Genomic DNA, 18,705 nt, shown 5'->3' with positions numbered 1-18,705 from the left:
AATTTAATGGCCCTATCCACGGGCCGATTTGCGTTCGTTCAGTTCCATGAAGGCGCAGCCGCGGGCGGCGATCCCGCCGTCGTCGTCTGCTGCAAGCTCCGCAAGGATCGATGCCATCGTCACCTTGGCGAGTTCGGCGCGATAGGCCTTTTCGGCCTTCAGCATCGCCGCATTGATCCCGCAGGGTTTGGTAAAATACCGCCCCGGCAGCGGGTTCGGTCCGCGCTGGCGGATTTCCGCGCAGCGAAAGGCCGGCGCCGGCCCTTCCACGGCCAGCACAATGTCGAGCAGGCTTATCCGGTCCGGTGTTTTCGCCAGCCGGTAACCGCCCTTAGGGCCGGGCACGGTGGCAACGATACCGGCGCCGGAAAGCGCCTGCAGGTGCTTGAGGAGATAACTCGTCGAAACGCCGTGAAACTCGGCAAGTGCCGCCGCGGACAAAACCCCGCCTTCCGAAAGGCTGGAGAGCATGCCCACACAGTGGATTGCCTGTTCGACGCCGTCACTCAGTTTCATTTCGATCTCCTAATCACGGATAAAATTTATCCATGATTATTGGCCGCGAGTCAAGAGGCCTTCTTTTTGGCGTCGGAAGGCTTATCTTTTGCGCGTGGATCTCGTCGAAACCAAACCTTCCGGCAATCAGGCCGCCACCCTGCCCACGCCCTTCCTCAAATGGTTCGGCGAAAAGGGTTGGCAGCCGCGCGCCCACCAGCTGGAACTGCTGGGGCGAGCCCAGGCCGGCGAAAACATGCTGCTGATCGCGCCGACCGGTGCCGGCAAGACGCTTGCCGGTTTTTTGCCTTCGCTCACGGATCTGGTCGCCCGTGGAAAGATCCCGCCCGGTTCAGCCTTCACCGGCATCCACACGCTCTACATCTCGCCCTTGAAGGCGCTCACCGTCGATATCGAGCGTAACCTGATGAAGCCCGTCACCGAGATGGGCCTTGCCGTCACGGTGGAAAACCGCACTGGCGACACGCCGCAATCCAAGCGCCAGCGCCAGAAGCTCACCCCGCCCGATATCCTGCTGACGACACCCGAACAGGTGGCGCTGCTTCTCGCCAACAAGGAAGCGGCACGGTTCTTCAAGGACCTGAAATATGTCGTCCTCGACGAGCTTCATTCGCTCGTCACCTCGAAACGCGGCCATCTCCTCTCTCTCGGCCTTGCCCGTCTTCGCAAACATGCGCCAAAAATGCAGACGATGGGCCTCTCCGCCACCGTCGCCGACCCGATGGACCTGCAGCGCTGGCTCGCCCCTCAAGGCACCCTGCAGGCACCTCCCGCCGGCCTTGTCCATGTCACAGGCGGTGCCGCACCCGATATCACCATTCTGGGCACGGAGACCCGCATCCCCTGGTCCGGCCATGTCTCCACCTATGCCATCCCCGAGGTCTACGAGGAGATCAAGCGCCACAAGACCACGCTGATCTTCGTCAACACGAGGTTTCAGGCCGAACTTCTCTTCCAGTCGCTCTGGACCATCAACGAGGACAACCTGCCGATCGCCCTGCATCACGGCTCGCTCGATGCAAGCCAGCGCCGCAAGGTCGAGGCGGCAATGGCCGACAACAGGCTGCGTGCCGTCGTCGCCACCTCGACGCTCGACATGGGCATCGATTGGGGTGATGTCGATCTGGTCGTCCATGTCGGCGCGCCCAAGGGTGCCTCGCGGCTTGCCCAGCGCATCGGCCGCGCCAATCACCGCATGGACGAACCGTCCAAGGCCATCCTTGTCCCCGCCAACCGTTTCGAAGTCATGGAATGCCAGGCGGCCCTGGACGCCAATTATCTCGGCGCGCAGGATACGGCGCCGGTAGGCGAGGGCGCTCTCGATGTTCTTGCCCAGCATGTTCTGGGCATGGCCTGCGCCGAACCATTCGATCCGGTCGAACTCTATGACGAGATCACCTCCGCCTCGCCCTATGCCGGCCTCTCCTGGGAAATGTTCGAACGCATCGTCGATTTCGTCGCCACCGGCGGCTACGCTTTGCGCTCCTACGAGCGCTACGCAAAGATCAGGAAACAGGAGGACGGCCGCTGGCGCGTTTCCAACCCGCAGATCGCCCAGCAATACCGCATGAACCTCGGCACCATCGTCGAGGCAGCCGAACTCAATGTCCGGCTGGTAAAGCGCAATGCCAAAGGCACATTGGGCAGGGGCGGCATGTCGCTCGGCAAGGTCGAGGAATATTTTCTCGAACAGCTCGTCCAGGGCGACACCTTCCTGTTCGCCGGCAAGGTCCTGCGCTTCGAAGGCATCCGCGAAAACGAATGCCTAGTCTCCAACGCCTTTTCGCTCGATCCGAAAATCCCCGCCTATGCCGGCGGCAAGTTCCCGCTCACCACCTACCTCGCAGATCAGGTCCGCGCCATGCTGGCCGATCCCGATCGTCGGGTGAGCCTGCCCGATCAGGTCCGCGACTGGCTATCGATCCAGCTCGAACGCTCCATGCTGCCCAAACAGGACGAACTGCTGATCGAGACCTTTCCGCGCGGCAAACGCTTTTTCCTGATCGCCTACTGTTTTGAAGGCAGGCTCGCGCACCAGACGCTCGGCATGCTCCTGACCCGCCGTCTCGAACGGCTTAGCGCCCGCCCGCTCGGCTTCGTCGCCACCGATTATTCGCTCGCCATATGGGGCCTCGAGGATATCGGTGCGATGATTGCCGATGGCTCCCTGAACCTCTCGGACCTCTTCGATGAGGACATGCTGGGCGACGATCTGGAAGCCTGGCTCGATGAAAGCTACATGCTTAAGCGCACCTTCCGTAATTGCGCCGTGATTTCCGGTTTGATCGAACGCCGTCATCCGGGCAAGGAAAAGACCGGCCGCCAGGTCACGGTCTCGACCGATCTCGTCTACGATGTTTTGCGCTCCCACGAGCCGGACCATATTCTTCTGGAAGCGACGCGCCGGGATGCGGCGTCGGGGCTGCTGGATATCGGCAGGCTTGGCGATATGCTGAAGCGGATCAGGGGCCACATTATCCATCGCCCGCTCGATCGCGTCTCGCCGCTCGCCGTGCCGATCATGCTGGAAATCGGCAAGGAACCGGTACCGGGCGAAGCACAGGACGCGGTGCTGCAGGAGGCGGCGGACGAGTTGATCGCGGAGGCCATGGGGTAGGTCAGTGAATGCCCCTCACCCTCTTCCCGTAAACGGGGGGCGAGGGGAGGTGGCCCGCTCCTCTCTGGTGGTAGGGGCAGTACGGCGCGGCATATCCCTCTCCCGCTTACGGGGAAAAGGTGGCGGCAGCCGGATGAGGGGCAGACGCCCCCTCATTTCTTTGACAACAAAAAAGAAAGACGAACCAACTTTGATACACCGCCTGGGGCTTGCCGCCCGCACCGTGATTGCAGGACAAGCAACCGGCACCCCCGTGGGGAGCCAGGAAATCCTCGTCCACGGCACTGCCGCCGTCTGCGATCCGCTCGGTGGCCTCTACCTGCCGGAAACGCAGACCCTCGTCGTCTCCGACCTGCATCTGGAAAAGGGCGCCGCCTTCGCCCGTCGCGGCATGATGCTGCCGCCTTATGACACGATCGCCACGCTCAACATCCTCAACGCCGTCATTGCCCGCTACGAGCCGAAACTCGTCGTCTCGCTCGGCGACAATTTCCATGATCGTAGCGGCTCCGAACACCTGCCTGCGGACCTGCGAAAAATGATCGCCGATATGGCCCGCGGTCGCGACTGGATCTGGATCAACGGCAATCACGATCCCGATGGAACCACCGACCTGCCGGGTATCTCAAGCGACGAACTTGTTTATGGGGGACTGGTTTTTCGCCACGAACCGAGCCTGATTTCGGCAAAGGGCGAGATTGCCGGGCACCTCCACCCCGCCGCTACCGTCCGGCGCCGCGAAAAGTCTGTTCGTCGCCCGTGTTTCGCCAGCGATGGCCACCGCCTGCTCATGCCGGCCTTCGGCGTGCTCACCGGCGGCCTCGATATCCGCCATCGCGCGATGCACGGCCTGTTCAAGCAGGAAACGCTCGTCGCCCATCTGCTCGGCCGCGACCGCATCTATTCGGTGCGCTACGGTAGCCTTATGGGCTGACGTCCTCTCCCTCGTTCTCGTAACTGAAGAGACTAGGCCAGCTCCTGCAAAGCCTCGACCGTTTCCGTCGCGCGATCCCGCGCGTCCGGCTGAGGCCCCAATGCCATATGTTCGCTCTCGATCTCCATCAGGAAGTCGATTGCCATTTCCACGGGCTCTCCATGGCGCAGCATGTCGATCACCTGCAGGAGGTAGCTGTCATATTCGTCGACAGCCTCCTCGGGCGGTTGAGCGCCATCTTTCAGCCCAATCGGATCCCATAAGGTCCAGCCGGCATTCCGTATCCGTGTCAGATCTGTGCTCATGGCGGCTAAAGACCGGAAGAGCCGGCTGAAGGCAAGTACGTTACCTGTAAACCAGCACTGGCAGTTTCGATCCGGCAAGCACCTTCATCGTCACGCTGCCGAGCATGAACGCCTTGAAGCCCGAACGTCCGTGCGATGCCATCACGATCGCGTCGCAGCCATATTTTTCTGCCGTCTTGACGATGCAGCCGGCCGGATCGACGCTCTGGAGCTTTATCGCTTCGCAGGTCAGATCGCGCTGTGCGGCGGCCGCTTTTGCATCGGCCAGAATGCCGTCTGCCTGTTCGTTCGCCCGCTGCTCGTATTCGGCATAAGCGATATCCATGCCGACGGGATAGACGGTAAAGACCTGCAGCGGTTCTATCACCGCCAGCACCGTTACCTGGGCGCCGCTTTCGCGTGCGAAGTCGAGCGCCTTTTCGAGTGCCTGGGTCGATAGCGGCGAACCATCGGTCGGGATGAGGATATGTTTGAACATTTTGTTGACCTCCTTGAGTGACCTCCCTGGTCGAGATCATCTTCGCACCGGCCCATTGTCGCACATTGACCTGTCTCAAACCGAAGTGCTGCCCTCAAAGGGGTTCACGCCATTCTTCAGCCACGAGAGCGTATCCTTCCAGAAGCCATCGGCATGGCGGGAATGGAAAAGACTGAAATGCCCGATCGCATCCAACCCGTAATGCGATGGCGACAGGCCGGCTTCGATCCGCTCGGCATTGCAATAGTAGGAAAGCGTCCGCCGGATCGCCGCGGCCGAACCGATATCATCATCGGTCACGCAGATCGCTAGAATCGGCGCGGTGACGGCGGCAAATCGCGAAAGCACAGCCTCGCGTTCATGCCTCGGATGCGTCCGCTCCATTCGCGGCCCGCGAAAGCTCCATTCATTGGCGACACCTGCCGGAAGATCCTCTAGCCAGCCGAGCTTCCTGCCGGGAAAATACCCGTAGATCGCGGTCAAGGCAGGCATCACCATGTGCCAGCGCCAGAACAACCTCGATCGATGCCCTGCCGCATAATCTCCCCACCAGGCATATTGCGCCCCCATCGTCAGCATCCGGTCGATCCGCCGGGCTTCGGGAGAAAGCCCAGGCAGGTAACCGCCGATACTGTGCCCCACCACCATCAACGGAAGTTCCGGCGCTCTTTTGGTCATGAACCGCAGCGCCGCATCGAAATCCTGCTCGCCCCAGTCCCGCCAGCGATACCCGCAGCCGCGCAGGGTTTCCGGCCGCGAAAGACCGATGCCGCGATAGTCATAGGTCAGGACCTCGAACCCTTCGCCGGCAAGGAAGTCCGCGTAGTAGTGATAATAACGGGCAAGCACGCCGGTGGCGGCGTTGATGATCACGCGAGCGACGGGCTTTTTTCGGGCTGGCCAGATATGGCCGTTGAGCCTAACGCCGTCGCGGCAGGTAAAGCTTGTTGCAGTCCCGGTCGGACGGGATGTCGATAGCGCGATTTCGGCCATGCGATCCTCCCGACTGGCTTACCGGCAAGCCTGAGAATAGTCGAGCATACCGACGATGCAATTATCCCAAGGCAGGGGTAGCACCCTTTCCGGCAGATTGGTGTCAACGGGTCAGCTTGGCAAACCCCTTGGCAAGGATCGGCCCGGTCGGTCGCCCGGTCGGCGATCCTCCTGCCTGTTCCAGCGTGATTTCATAAAGCTGCGCATCCTGTGGCTTCGGCAGTGTGGATCCGCTCAGCCAGGCGGAATGAGCATCTTCCAGCAGGCCGAGCGACATCGGCCCCATCTCGCGGGAAGGAAGCGTCCATACCTGCATCGTCTTCTCTTCAGGCACATTGAAATCCGTCAGCAGCCGGATGCTGGCCGTATCGTTGCCAAAATCCTCTACCACCGCCTGAACCTCACCGGCCTCGTTGACGAGCACTGCGACAACCAGCGGCTCCACGGTGCGCGTCACACTCCATACCAACCCAACAGCCAGGATCAGCGAGGCGGCAATCGCCGAAATTGCTGCCGATCGCCAGCCGGAACGAACATTGTCGTTCCCCGCTGTCGGAACACGCGGCGACACGGAGGCGATGGATGGCGTCTCCATCGTGGCCTGTTCGGGAAGACGGGCATCGATGGCTTGCCATAGTACCGGTGACAAGGCAGCCGGATCGACATTGGTGTCGAGCGGCAGAAATCGCTCACGCGCTTCCGCAACGGCGGTGGCGAGCGTGCTATTGCGCTCGATCTCGTTTTCCACCTCTGCCACGTCTGCTTCGCTCAGCAGGCCAAGCACATATTCGTCGGCGATATGAGCAACGTTTTCGCTGGCGAACTTCATGCCATGCACTCCCGCAGCGTCAAGAGCCCGCGCCTTATCCATGACTTTGCCGTGCCGAGCGGAAGTTTCAGCCGACCGGCGATTTCGCCGTGAGTATATCCGCCGACATAGGCCATCAATATCCCACGCCGTCTTGTCTCTTCCAGACGGCCAAGGCATTCCTTCAACCGGCTGTTATGGTCGAGCCTGTGCCACGCCGCCATGATCTGTTCCAGCTGCTCGGCGTCCTGAATGGTCTCCAGTTGATCTTCGATGATCAGGTCTTCCCGGCTTCCGTCCCTCAGCATGTTGAGCGCCCGGTTGCGCACGATGGCGTAGATCCAGCCGCGCGCCGATCCTCGCTCTGGCTTGTATTGATGCGCGTGTGTCCAGATGCGGATGAACGCTTCCTGCACGACTTCTTCGGCAAGTTCTCGCCGCTTGACGATCCGCTGTGCGACACTCACCAGCTTGCCGGCCTCTGCATCGAATATGTCACGCAATCCGCGGCGGTCGCCCTTGGCGCAGGCGGCGAGCGCCGCCTCCAAGTCCGTCGATTGGTCTGTCACCAAGGCCAGGCTGTCCTCTCTCCCCGAATAATCGCGCAGTTGCGAATATTCCATCTCTGTAGTTCTGGCGACGGACATGCGCTCGTCCAGTGTTTCCGGTTTCCCGCAGCCATCCTGAGACTGCATATGGAAGACACGCCGGGTGCGGAAATGGATGCGAGGTAAATAAATATTTTCATCGGCTGCATCCAGAGGCATCCCGCGATGTGTCTACCCATCGAGAGTGCTTCAGCGGCCGTGTGCCCTACCGCTCTTGATCATGCTGGAAACACAACGGGAGAGACACATGAAAATCACTCGCACCGCACTCGTCGCATCCACCATGCTTGCCGCGTCTGCCGCCGCTGCAATGGCTGCCCCCGTCCTCGGCCTGACCGGCGACAAGACCCTGGTCATGTTCGATACCGCAAAACCTGAAGTGACCAAGACCATGGACGTGACCGGCGTCGACAAGTTGGTCGGCATCGATTTCCGCCCTGGCAACAAGACGGTCATCGGCGTCACGCCCGATCACGCTATCGTCTCGATCAATCTCGAAACCGGCGCCGCCACCGAAGTCGCCAAGATGGACAAGATGCTGACCATGACGGAAGCCCCGGTCGTGGTCGACTTCAACCCCATGGCCGACCGCCTGCGCTTCATGACCGGTACCACCAATCATCGTGTCCACCCGGATACGGGTGCCGTCACGGTCGATGGCGTTCTGGCTTTCGAAGAGGGCGACATGCACAAGGGCGAAACCCCGAACATCGTCGCGGCTGCCTACACCAATTCGATTGGCAAACCGGAAAAGACGGCGATGTACAATATCGACGCCACCATCGGCGCGCTGATCCAGCAGACCAAGCCGAATGACGGCACCCTGAAGGCGATCGGCAAGCTCGGCATCAAGGAAATGCCGGCGACATACGCCTTTGACATCCATGGCGAAGAAGGCGGCAAGAATACCGCCTATCTCGCGGCCGGTAAGATGCTCTACACGGTCAATCTGGAAACCGGCGCGGCCACCGAAGTCGGTGCCATCACCGGAATCGAAAATGAGGTGCGTGACATCGCCATCCTTCCGACCATGTAAGGCAAGAGTGCAGGGGCGGAGTGTCGGCTTCGCCCTTGCCCACACTCAGATCTCGCCGGACATTTCGCGCCGCCGCCGGTCCAGCTCTTCCGTATAACGCCGCAGCGTGTGGCTTTCGGAAAGCTGCCCCACCACCTTGCGCTCGATCTGGTTGTTCACCACCGCCAGCGCTTCCGCCTCCGTCCGGTCGAACATTGCTGCCGCCTGCTTGGCATTCATGCTTCGAAGCAGCACGTCGTTCTTGTAGCGAATGAACGAGGAGAGCTCCGGTTTCTCCTCGCCGCCCTCGGTCGCTGCCGAATAGACTTCCGGGGTGAGAATGATCCCGACATATTTTTCGGTCTCGTCGATGACGATCACCCGCTGCGTCGAACCGATCGGAAATTCCTTGCGGAACTGGTCGAGTGTCATTCCCGCCTGCGCCGTCTTCACATCGGAGCGCATCAGCTTGTCCACCGTCAGGTTGCGGATCCAGCCGATATCATGCGCGCTTCTGATCCCTTCGCCGCGCAGGTGAAAACGCCACGTCGCGAACGAATAGCCGAAGCTGGTTCGCACAACGACCGATGACGTGATGACCGCCGCAAGCGCCAGCGCCGTGATAGGAAAGTCGCCGGTCACTTCCAGCGCCAGAAACGTCATCGTCAGCGGTCCGCCGATCACCGCCACCGCCATCGCACTCATTCCGACAACCGCATAGATCACCGGCGTCAGCGTTGCATGGGCAAAAAGGAACGGCGTCGAATAGGCAAACAGTTTTCCGATAAGCGCGCCCAGAAACAGCGAGGCGAAGAACAGGCCGCCACGGAAGCCAGCGCCGATGGTGATTGCCGATGCAACGGACTTGAGCAGCAGAAGTCCGATCACCGCCCCGATCGCCATGTGCCGGTTGAGGCTTTCATGCAGCGCGCCGTGCCCGGCCGAAAGCACCCGCGTATCGATCAGCGCCAGCAGCCCGACGATCAGTCCTCCGAGTGCAGGACGGAAGATGGGTGAGATCGAGCTTTTGCGCGCCTGTTCCTCGACCTTCGAGACGCCTTTCATCAACAGGATGCCGCAGCCCGCACACAGAATTCCGAGCATGACGGCTGGAAGATAGTCTGCCGGAACGACCGTGCCGATCTCGCCGATATCGATCATGAATTCGTCGCCGACGAAAAGCCGTGTCACGAAGGTCGCGGCCAGTGCCGCGACGACCACCGGCGCAAGGCTGACGATCGTATAGGTGCCGATGATCAGCTCGAAGGCGTAGAAAGACCCCGTCAGTGGTGCGTTGAACGCCGAGGCGATTGCGCCTGCTGCCCCGCAGCCGACGAGAATGCGCATGTCCGAGCGGCGCAATTGCAGAATGAGACCGATCTTCGAGGCGATACCTGAAGAAAGCTGCGTATAGCCGGCCTCCAATCCTATCGAGGCGCCAAAACCGTTGGAAATCAGGTTCTGTACCGCAACCACGATGCTGTCCGTCAACGACAACCGGCCGCCATGCAGCGCGTTTGCCTCGATCGGGTCGACCATCGGCTTTTTGCGCCACTTCTTCAGGATCATGAACACGATCCCCATTACCACGCCGCCCGCGGCCGGTGCCCAGAGCACCACCATCAGATCGAGCGAGGTTGCCGCGCTAAGCCTCTCGTCGGGACCGATCCCGAAGATCAGTACCTGGATCTCGTGGGCGATGAAACTCATCGCCGCCACGGCAAGCCCGGCAAGCATGCCGACCACAGCCGCCATCGCGATCAGGCCGAATTCGCTGCGCCTGATCAATATGCGCAATTGGGTCGGATGCAGCAGGTGGCGCCAATCTGGCAATCGATCTGGCAGGCGGTCGAGGAGGCGTTTCAACATCTTGGGCAGTCTGGGTTTGCGATATCGATCGCTAACTAGAGTAGGTTTCGCCGAAGCAAAGACGGCGGCAACAGGTCGGACGTAATCAATCCTTGCGGAAGACGATGCTTGCACCCCAGCCGGTTACCAGCGCGATCAGCACGCAGAGCAGGCCATAGGCAAACGGCTGGTTATGGGCGGTATCGGTAATCGCCTGTTCGAGGCCAGTCTTGACCACCCGCAGCGGAATCTCGCGCTGGGTGAGCAACGTACCGCTCTTGAACAGATAGGCGCGCACGATATGCACCCCGTCCGGAACATTGGCCGGCAGCCTGAGCGAGGCGCGGAACAGGCTGGACGAGACGAAACGAACGCCGCTCGCTTCCTTCTGGTAGAGGCCTCCAGCCAGTTTCAGTCGCCGGTAGGCTTCCCGGAAATCGGAAAGCTCGCCGACATCGCGGATATAGCCGATCGGATTCAGTGCCAGATGTTCGATGCCGACACCGGCCGTATTGATCGGTGGCAATTGCGTCGGGTCGTCGAGCTGACGGGTGCTGGCGATCGAATAGCTTTCCGGCACCTGTTCGAAGATCATCGAATCCGTGTTCACCCAGACGCCGAAGATCCGTTCCTTCTTGCGCACCGTTGCATAGTCGCGCGGGCCTTCGAGCGTGACGATGATGTCGTAATTGCCGATTGCCAAGAGCAGGTCGTCGGCATTGGTCATCGCCCCGAACACGGTCAGGTCCGCCCCTCGGAAATCCGAGGTGATCGCGATTTCATTGGTCGAAACCCCGATATCGAGCCCTTCCTTGGCGGTCGAGGCTTCACCCATCGGGATCTGCGCTAATCCCTGGGTCACAGGGATTAGCAGAAACGAGAAGATCAGGGCGAGGCGGCAAAACATCAGTAACCGATCCCCCCGACTGCGACGGAATAGAGATCCTGCGGGCGGATGAACAGGCCGATGGCAAGTCGGATACCGACCGCCAGAACCAGCAGCGCCAGAAGCGCACGCAGCTGTTCGCCGCGCAGCTTCTGCCCGACGCGCACGCCGTATTGCGCGCCGATAACGCCCGCCACCATCAGGATGAAGGCCAGCACGATATCGACGGAATAGTTGGTCGCCGCCTGCACCATGGTCGTATAGGCGGTAACGAAGATGATCTGGAACAGCGACGTCCCGACAACGACATTGGTCGGGATGCGCAACAGATAGATCATCGCCGGCACCATGATGAAGCCGCCGCCGACACCCATGATCGAGGTGAGGATGCCGATCAGGAAACCGAGCGTCACGACCGGAATGGCCGAAAGATAGATTTTCGACTTCTTGAACCGCATCTTCAAGGGCAGCCGGTGCACCCAGTTGTGCTGGCCGGGGCGTTTCAGGGGAAGCGGCTGGTTCAGCTTCGCCTTGCGCATGGCACGCAGGCTTTCCTGCAGCATCAAAAGGCCGATTGTCGTCAGAAGCACGACGTAGAGAAGCGAGATGAACAGGTCGAGCTGGCCGATGCTGCGCAGCCAGGAAAAGATCCACACGCCCACCGTCGCTCCGACGAGACCGCCGACAAGCAGCACCGTGCCGAGCTTCATGTCCAGCGTGCCGCGCCGGAAATGGGTGATTGCGCCGGAAACCGAGGACGCGACCACCTGGTTTGCCCCGGTCGCGACCGCAACAACGGGCGGAATATTGTAGAAGATCAGAAGCGGCGTGATCAGAAACCCGCCGCCGACGCCGAACATGCCGGACAGGAAACCGACGGCCGCACCCATGCCGAGGATGATGAAAATATTCACCGAAAGCTCTGCTATGGGCAGGTAGATCGTCACGGTTAACCCCGACAAGGCGAAACAGAACAACCTCGTCCGGCAGGCGATCTCTCGCTTGTCTGATGAGGTGGTGGGAAAGTGTCTCACATGCCGGGTGAACAAGGCATGAAGATGTCTGATCCACATGCCTGCGCCAAGTGTTGGGTGTCAAACCCGCAAAGGCGCGTCAGGGTACCGCAAGCCCTTGATTTGGCCGTTTTCTTCGCGGCGTGGCGAATATGCCGCGTCACCGCAAACCCGTCGGTTTAGTCGTGATTGGAGATACCAAAAAAGCCGGGCCGGAAACGGACATGCCGTCTCCGGTCCGGCGACGGGAGCTTTATCCGTTTCGCTTGAGAAGTTCGCGCACCATGGCGTCGTCCACCTTGCCGGTCGGCTCCTGGCCGATCGAGTTCTGGAACGACTTGATCGCCGCAACCGTCTTCGCACCCATCTTTCCGTCCGGCGTGCCGGCATCAAAACCATTCTTGTTCAGAATGGCCTGGATGTTGCGGATCGCCTTGGTCATGTCGATCGATGCGGTCGTCAGTTTCTTGCCGGAAGCCCATTCGTCTGGCAGGTTGACGGCATTGGCATTCGGGTCGAGCGGCTTGGCGGTCCAGGAGTTCAGCTTGGCGCGGGCGCTGTCCAGCTGCTCCTTGCGCATCGCCTTGCCCACTTCTTCCTGCTTGGCCGCGGCATCCGTATCGCCGCCCTTGGCGGCCACGCCGAACCACTTGTAGCTTTCTTCGAGATCCTGTTTCACCCCGTTGCCGCGGGCATAGAGGATGGCAAGGTTGAACTGGCTGTCGGCGACGCCGAGTTCGCTTGCCTTGCGGAACCATTCGACGGCTGCGGCATAGTCCGGCTGGCCAGCTGCGCCCGAAGCATAGAGAACCGCCAGGTTATGCATCGCGCTGGCATTACCCGCCTGCGCCGCCTGACGATAATAGGAGATCGCCTCGCCGAGATTGCGCTCGACGCCGGTTCCCTTTTCCAGAAGGTTGCCCATCCGATATTGCGCAGGTGCAAGACCGCGATCGGCAGCAAGCTTGTACCACTTGGCGGCTTCGCCGAGATCGGTCGTAACTCCGCGGCCGTCGCTGAAGCGTGCGCCGATTTCAAACAGCGCATTGGCGTCACCGGCCGCTGCCGCATCGGCCATCGACTGTGGCTCGATACCGGCAGGCACAACGATCGAGGCGTGTTCGACCGGCGCGATCGGAGCCGCTGGGAGGTTTTCCGCGGGAGCTTCCGCAGCCACATCCGAATCGGTTGCCTGCGGCGCTGCAGCCTCGGGTGCATTTGCCATTTGCTCCGTCGGCGGAGCCGTTATCTCAGGCGCAGCGCTCTGCGGTAAGACCGGAGCCTCGGAAGCCGTCGGCGTCTGCGGAATAAGAGCGGCAGGCGTCGGCGCGCTTGCTTCGGGAGCGGCCGCAATCACCGGCTGCTCGACGGAAGCCACCTGCGGTGCCGGGCTGCCGCTCGTCACGGTCTTGATCAGCGGCATCGCCATCAACGCCAGAAGAACGGCGCCGACTGCCATCAGAATTGGCCGGCGATGGCGTGAAAACGCCGATACACCCTTTTCCTTCTCGGCCTTGCCAACAGCAGGCTTGGCCTTGGCGGGTTTGGCCTTTGCAAGCGAGCCCATCTGCGAAGGATCAGCCTCCTGCGCGGCGGCCTTTGCAGCGCGGCGGGCAGCAGCGATATAGTCGGCGCGGTCGCCTGTGCGATCGCCGCCCCGCTCAGCGCCGAATTCGCCGGCCGCCTGGCTGGCTCTCACCCGCTCGAGGATCTTGCGAACATCCGGCGCACCGGAACCCGGCTCCAGAAGGTCGTTTTCGCCTTCGCTCTCCAGCGTGTCGCCGGCAACCACGGCATCATCTGCCGAAGGGTCGATCGATGGCGTCGGGTCGACGAAGGTCCGTGTCTTGGCAGGCTTCTCCTGCTTCGAGCCGGGGCGAAGGCGCTTGGCCAGACCACCGAGCAGGCTCTTCCTCGCAGGCTTTGTTTCGTCTTCAATGTTCGTCTCGGCATCGACCGGCGAAAGCATCGCCGGAACATGATCGGCCATGGTGGAGCCGATCGCGCTGGTCTCTCTCAGCCGGGCTTCCGTGCGCGGCATTTCCGTGCCGGCAAGCTCCTGGGCGACGTCAGCGGAAAGTACAGCTTCACGCGCCACCGGCATGTCGCGCTGGATCGGTGCAGCCGTAAAGGCCGGCTGGCGAACAGGCTCTTCGTTTCGATAGGACACGGCAGGCGCAGTCGTAAACTGGCCTTCCAGCTGGTCCAGCCGTTCGGCGATCTGAACCAGCGTTCCATGCAGCGCCTCGAAGGTCTGGTGCGTCCGGCTTTCGGAACCGCGCGTCAGCTCTTCGAGATGCTTCAGGTCGTCGGCAAGTGCGGCAAGTGCTGCCATGTCGCCGCTGGTACCGGGGGCATCCGCGCCCAGATTGCGGGAATAGGCTTCCACCACCGCTTCGGCCGCCTGCCGGGCGGCCTCGACGATATATTCGTCATTGGTTGCCATGTAGCCTTCGATCGCCGCCATGCGGTTGTCGAATTCCGGCGGCCATGCGGCAGGCGCGCTGCTCGGCTGCGAAATCAGCGTCGAAAGATTGGCGATCTGTGCTTCCAGCCCGCGCAGGGCCTCGTCGTCATTGCGTGGCGCCGAAGTTGCCTCGTCCAGCTGCGCCGCAATGGCGCTCAGCCTGTCCTCGATCCGCACGAAAGCGCCGTCATCGTCTGCGGGCCGCGGCTGGTGTTCCATCTCGTCGATCCGGCGTGACAGATAGTCGAGCCGCTCGCCAAGTCCTTCGGCGCTGAAGCTCGTGTCCAGCGCGTCGATCTTGCGCGAAATGTCGGAAAGGTAGTTGGTGACGTCTTCCTGCCGACCGGGAGCGTGCATCTGCTGCACCAGCACCGAAAGCTGTTCGATCCGCTCCTGAAGCTGGGCTGTCGCCTGCTCCTCGGCCATTTCTTCTATTCTGCCGGCCAGCAGTTCGATCCGCATGGAAAGCCCGTCAGTGGCGCTCTGGTCGGCGGTGTAGCGGCCGATCGTTTCCACCTGTTCCATCAGCCCGGCCAAACGGTCTTCAATCCGGTCTTGCAGCCGCTGCATTGCAAGCTCGTCCTGCGTATTGGCGGCGCTGGCGCGGGAATTGGCGGCGATTGCACGGCTGATCTCATCCAGCCTGTGATCCAGCTGGCTGAACTGTTCGGTGATCGCCGCATCATTCGGCTTCATGCGAGAGCCGAGCTGTTCCATCATGCCGGCAAGCGCCAGCAGCTTCTGTTCCAGCGCGCGAATGGTCGGGCTGTCCGCCATCACGCCCAGCTGGTTGCGGATTTCATCGACCCGGTAGGCAAGCGCCACCAGTTCTTCCCGCAACGCGCTTGTGTCGGCGTCCTGTAGCCGTTCTTCGAGCCCTACCCACTGGTCCTGCATCTGCCGCAGCGATTCCTGCCGGGCAAGCCCGTCCATGACGCTGCGCAGATCCTCGAATTCGGAACGCAGGCCGGAAGCGCCGGGAGCCGATTGCATCGCCAGCTGGTCGATACCCTGGGCAAGCCGCGCAAGGTCCGCCTGCACATCCTGCGTGAAACGCGAGCCTTCTGCCTGGGCGCGGATCGCGCGCACTTCTTCCTTCAGCGACCGCATCTCATGCGATACGCCCTCGGAAATGTCGCGCTTGAGATCCTGTCTCAGGCCGGAAAGCGTCTCGGTAAATTCACGAATGTCGGCGCGGCGCTGGTTGGCCTCGGCCACGCGCGTGGCAACCGCCGGCTGGCGAATGTCTTCGCGGCGGGTGCCGGTGCGCTGGTCAGATCGCTGCTCGGCGCGCGCCGGCGCTACAGGCATTGCTGCACTGTTTTCAAAACGGCGGCTGCTCTGGCCTGCCTGTTCGAGCATGCGCTGCCGCTCGCGGATTTCTGCCAGCGGGTCGCGCGCACGCTCCGCGTAACCCGTACCGGCGGGGCTCGCCTTCGCACGCGGATCAGGACCGGCCGGCATGTGCGGCTGACGGTTGTCGTCAATGGCTCTTTGCGGTGCTGCTGCAGGCGCCTGTGCGGGCGCGCGTCCGCCTGCCATCAGGCCCTGAATGCGTGCTTCCAATCCCTCGATTGTGCGGCTCAGCGCATCCAGCGACGAGCGGTCTCGGTCGCCGTGACGAGGATGTGCCGATCGTGATCCGTTCATGTGCTCGCTCGTTTCGACGTTGATCCTGCCGGTCCGACTCTGAACGTTTCCCCCGGAGGCATTCCTCCATGAGTAAAATCGAATATTAGAGCAACCTTACGCAAGACTTGCCATTGTGACGGTTTGAACGCATTTCGAAGCAAACGCATCGAACCGTCAGATCGCTCACTATGTCTGCAAACATGGTAAACAACCCGTTAAGGGCGCCTCAGATTTTAACTATTCCATAAGATTCTAATATGTGCTGATGCGGCTGACTTCGCACTTACCCGCCCTATCTCCGCGCCCGTGGCCTCATAAATTGCCTGTGAGTACCAATTGACGTTTACGCGCACGTCAATTAAATGACGAATGCAAGAATTGGCAGTGCCAGCGCAGCGGCCCTTCATGGGGACGCTTTCGGAAACGAGGCGCAGAAGGAGTGGTGCTGCCGCTGAAGATGACAGGGAGGATGCTCATCGATGCCAGTCTATAAGGCCCCGACCACCGATACGCTTTTCATTCTCAATGATGTTCTGGGCCTTGAGCGCTATGGCAACCTGCCCGGTTTCGCCGATGCCTCACCGGATATGGTCGAAGCAATCGTCGGCGAAGCGGCAAAAGTGGCCGAGGAAGCGCTGTTTCCGCTCAACCTTTCCGGCGATCAGGAAGGCTGCACCCGAAGGGATGATGGCTCGGTCACCGTACCGAAGGGTTTCAAGGAAGCCTATGACCAGTATTGCCAGGGCGGCTGGATTGGTCTTGCTGTGCCGGAAGAGTTCGGCGGGCAGGGGCTTCCCTATACCCTGCATGCCGCCGTCGGCGAATACATGTCGTCGGCCAACATGTCGCTGATGATGTATCCGGGCCTGACGCAGGGCGCTATCGCCGCCATTCTCGTGCACGGCTCGGATGAGCAGAAGACCACCTATCTGCCCAAAATGGTCGAAGGCACGTGGTCGGGCACCATGAACCTCACCGAACCCCATTGCGGCACCGATCTGGGCCTGTTGCGCACCAAGGCCGTGCCGCAGGGCGATGGCTCCTACAAGATCTCCGGCCAGAAGATTTTCATCTCCGCCGGCGAACACGGCATGACTGACAACATCATCCATCTGGTTCTCGCCCGCATCGAAGGTGCGCCGGAAGGCACCAAGGGCATCTCGCTCTTCATCGTCCCCAAATTCATGGTGGGCGAGGATGGTTCGCTTGGGAGCCGCAACGGCGCGACTTGCGGCGCCATCGAAGAAAAGATGGGCATCCACGGCAATTCCACCTGCGTCATGAATTATGACGATGCCGTAGGTTATCTCATCGGTGCAGAAAACAAGGGCCTCTCGGCCATGTTCGTGATGATGAACGAGGCCCGCCTCGGCGTCGGCCTGCAGGGCCTGTCGATCGCCGAGACTGCCTATCAGAACGCCGTCGCCTACGCCAATGAACGCATCCAGGGTCGCTCGCTTTCGGGCGCAAAGGCACCGGATAAAAAGGCCGACCCGATCATCGTCCATCCGGATATCCGCCGCTCGCTGATGACCATCAAGTCGTTCAACGAGGCAGGCCGCGCCTTCCTGCTCTGGACCGCACTGAAATCCGACATCGCCCACCGCTCACCGGATGAGGCCGAACGCCAGAATGCCGACGATCTCTTGGGCCTCGCCACCCCGATCCTCAAAGGCGTCTTGACCGACAAGGGCTTCGACCACGCCGTCATGGCCCAACAGGTTTTCGGCGGTCACGGTTATATCGAGGAACACGGCATGAGCCAGTATGTCTGCGATGCCCGTATCACCATGATCTATGAAGGCGCCAACGGCATCCAGGCGCTCGATCTGGTCGGCCGCAAACTGGCGTTAAACGGCGGCCGCGCCGTCATGGCCATGTTCAAGGAAATCGGTGATTTCTGTGAGGAAAACCGTTCCGACGAGGCGATGGCTCCCTTCACCAAGGGTTTGAAGAAGGGCCTCAACGACCTGCAGGCCTCCACTATGTGGTTCATGCAGAACGCCATGGCCAAGCCCGACAACGCCGGCGCCGGCTCCACCGACTATATGCACCTCTTCGGCCTCGTGACCTTGGGCTACATGTGGGCGAAAATGGCCAAAACCGCTCAAGGTAAGCTTGGCAGCGGCGACCCGCGCGAGGACTATCTTAAGAACAAGCTCGTCACCGCAAGGTTCTTCATGGAAAAGGTGATGCCGGAAACGGCACTGCGCAAGGTGCGTATCGAGGCGGGCAGCGATACTGTGATGGAACTGGCGGCGGAAGCGTTCTGATTTGCGCTGAGGTGCTCCCTCCCCCTTGTGGGGAGGGTTGGGGAGGGGACTTTGACGGTTGCTAAAGCTGATTTGACTGGTTGGGTAATTGACGCCCTCAAATCCAATGGTGGTGAGGCATCAATCCTTTATGTCGCGCGTCATATCTGGGAGCATCATGAAAAGGATCTCGCAGGCCACGATCTGTTTTATTCTTGGCAATACGACATGCGTTGGGCGGCCACCGAACTTAGAAAAAAGGGTCTGATGGTCCCTGCTGACGATGATCGGCGAGGAAAGTGGACACTGAAATAACATTTACTTGCCGATGAC

15 protein-coding genes are annotated in these 18,705 nt (G+C 61.0%); 5 read left to right on the top strand and 10 right to left on the bottom strand.

All coding sequences use genetic code 11. The features are described 5' to 3' along the window. Positions 1-12: 12 nt before the first annotated feature. The gene (locus HNQ72_RS13155; protein ID WP_183992663.1) at positions 13-516 is read right to left on the bottom strand and encodes an RrF2 family transcriptional regulator; all 504 of its coding nucleotides are present in this window, start codon (positions 514-516) and stop codon (positions 13-15) included. Between the two features lie 88 nt (positions 517-604). Between HNQ72_RS13155 and HNQ72_RS13150 the strand changes: the two genes are divergently transcribed. Together HNQ72_RS13150 and pdeM are read left to right on the top strand one after the other, a co-directional pair. Beyond that, the gene (locus HNQ72_RS13150; RefSeq protein WP_210319575.1) at positions 605-3,133 is read left to right on the top strand and encodes a ligase-associated DNA damage response DEXH box helicase; all 2,529 of its coding nucleotides are present in this window, start codon (positions 605-607) and stop codon (positions 3,131-3,133) included. A 190-nt stretch (positions 3,134-3,323) separates the two neighbouring features. Beyond that, positions 3,324-4,067 (top strand): ligase-associated DNA damage response endonuclease PdeM, encoded by a 744-nt coding sequence (gene pdeM, locus HNQ72_RS13145; RefSeq protein WP_244654375.1) that lies wholly within the window; start codon positions 3,324-3,326, stop codon positions 4,065-4,067. Positions 4,068-4,099: 32 nt separating this feature from the next. Here pdeM and HNQ72_RS13140 read toward each other — a convergent pair whose 3' ends face one another. From HNQ72_RS13140 to HNQ72_RS13120, 5 genes are all read right to left on the bottom strand, one after another. After that, positions 4,100-4,372: a hypothetical protein gene (locus tag HNQ72_RS13140; RefSeq protein ID WP_183992661.1), complete on the bottom strand. Its 273-nt coding sequence runs from the start codon at positions 4,370-4,372 to the stop codon at positions 4,100-4,102. 40 nt (positions 4,373-4,412) lie between these two features. After that, on the bottom strand, positions 4,413-4,850 hold the full coding sequence (locus HNQ72_RS13135) for a universal stress protein (protein WP_148148291.1): 438 nt from the start codon (positions 4,848-4,850) through the stop codon (positions 4,413-4,415). Between the two features lie 75 nt (positions 4,851-4,925). Then, complete coding sequence (locus HNQ72_RS13130; protein ID WP_183992660.1) at positions 4,926-5,843, bottom strand: alpha/beta hydrolase family protein; 918 nt, start codon at positions 5,841-5,843, stop codon at positions 4,926-4,928. A gap of 103 nt (positions 5,844-5,946) precedes the next feature. Next, the gene (locus HNQ72_RS13125; RefSeq protein ID WP_183992659.1) at positions 5,947-6,672 is read right to left on the bottom strand and encodes an anti-sigma factor; all 726 of its coding nucleotides are present in this window, start codon (positions 6,670-6,672) and stop codon (positions 5,947-5,949) included. Then, complete coding sequence (locus HNQ72_RS13120; RefSeq protein ID WP_373289444.1) at positions 6,669-7,220, bottom strand: sigma-70 family RNA polymerase sigma factor; 552 nt, start codon at positions 7,218-7,220, stop codon at positions 6,669-6,671. Before HNQ72_RS13120 ends, HNQ72_RS13125 begins: the two co-directional genes overlap by 4 nt. A 286-nt stretch (positions 7,221-7,506) precedes the next feature. On the opposite strand from HNQ72_RS13120, the gene HNQ72_RS13115 reads away from it, so the two are divergent. After that, the gene (locus HNQ72_RS13115; protein ID WP_183992658.1) at positions 7,507-8,295 is read left to right on the top strand and encodes a DUF4394 domain-containing protein; all 789 of its coding nucleotides are present in this window, start codon (positions 7,507-7,509) and stop codon (positions 8,293-8,295) included. A 45-nt stretch (positions 8,296-8,340) separates the two neighbouring features. Here HNQ72_RS13115 and HNQ72_RS13110 read toward each other — a convergent pair whose 3' ends face one another. The 4 genes from HNQ72_RS13110 to HNQ72_RS13095 form a co-directional block, all read right to left on the bottom strand. Further along, positions 8,341-10,143 (bottom strand): chloride channel protein, encoded by a 1,803-nt coding sequence (locus HNQ72_RS13110; RefSeq protein ID WP_183992657.1) that lies wholly within the window; start codon positions 10,141-10,143, stop codon positions 8,341-8,343. An 85-nt stretch (positions 10,144-10,228) separates the two neighbouring features. Further along, positions 10,229-11,029, bottom strand: a complete 801-nt coding sequence (locus HNQ72_RS13105) for a TIGR02186 family protein (RefSeq protein WP_183992656.1) — start codon at positions 11,027-11,029, stop codon at positions 10,229-10,231. Beyond that, a complete protein-coding gene (locus HNQ72_RS13100) occupies positions 11,029-11,955 on the bottom strand; it encodes a sulfite exporter TauE/SafE family protein (protein ID WP_183992655.1) in 927 nt (308 codons plus the stop codon). The genes HNQ72_RS13105 and HNQ72_RS13100 overlap by 1 nt, the downstream gene beginning before the upstream one ends. 319 nt (positions 11,956-12,274) lie before the next feature. Beyond that, positions 12,275-16,138, bottom strand: a complete 3,864-nt coding sequence (locus tag HNQ72_RS13095; RefSeq protein ID WP_183992654.1) for a peptidoglycan-binding protein — start codon at positions 16,136-16,138, stop codon at positions 12,275-12,277. 461 nt (positions 16,139-16,599) lie between these two features. On the opposite strand from HNQ72_RS13095, the gene HNQ72_RS13090 reads away from it, so the two are divergent. Together HNQ72_RS13090 and HNQ72_RS13085 are read left to right on the top strand one after the other, a co-directional pair. Then, positions 16,600-18,393, top strand: a complete 1,794-nt coding sequence (locus HNQ72_RS13090; protein WP_183992653.1) for an acyl-CoA dehydrogenase C-terminal domain-containing protein — start codon at positions 16,600-16,602, stop codon at positions 18,391-18,393. 51 nt (positions 18,394-18,444) lie between these two features. Then, positions 18,445-18,687: a hypothetical protein gene (locus HNQ72_RS13085; RefSeq protein ID WP_183992652.1), complete on the top strand. Its 243-nt coding sequence runs from the start codon at positions 18,445-18,447 to the stop codon at positions 18,685-18,687. Positions 18,688-18,705 lie beyond the last annotated feature (18 nt).

The organism is Aliirhizobium wenxiniae (genome assembly GCF_014201355.1).
GTDB lineage: Bacteria > Pseudomonadota > Alphaproteobacteria > Rhizobiales > Rhizobiaceae > Neorhizobium > Neorhizobium wenxiniae.
Note: the sequence above shows the minus strand (reverse complement) of the source record. Positions and strands in the feature narration are given on the sequence as shown.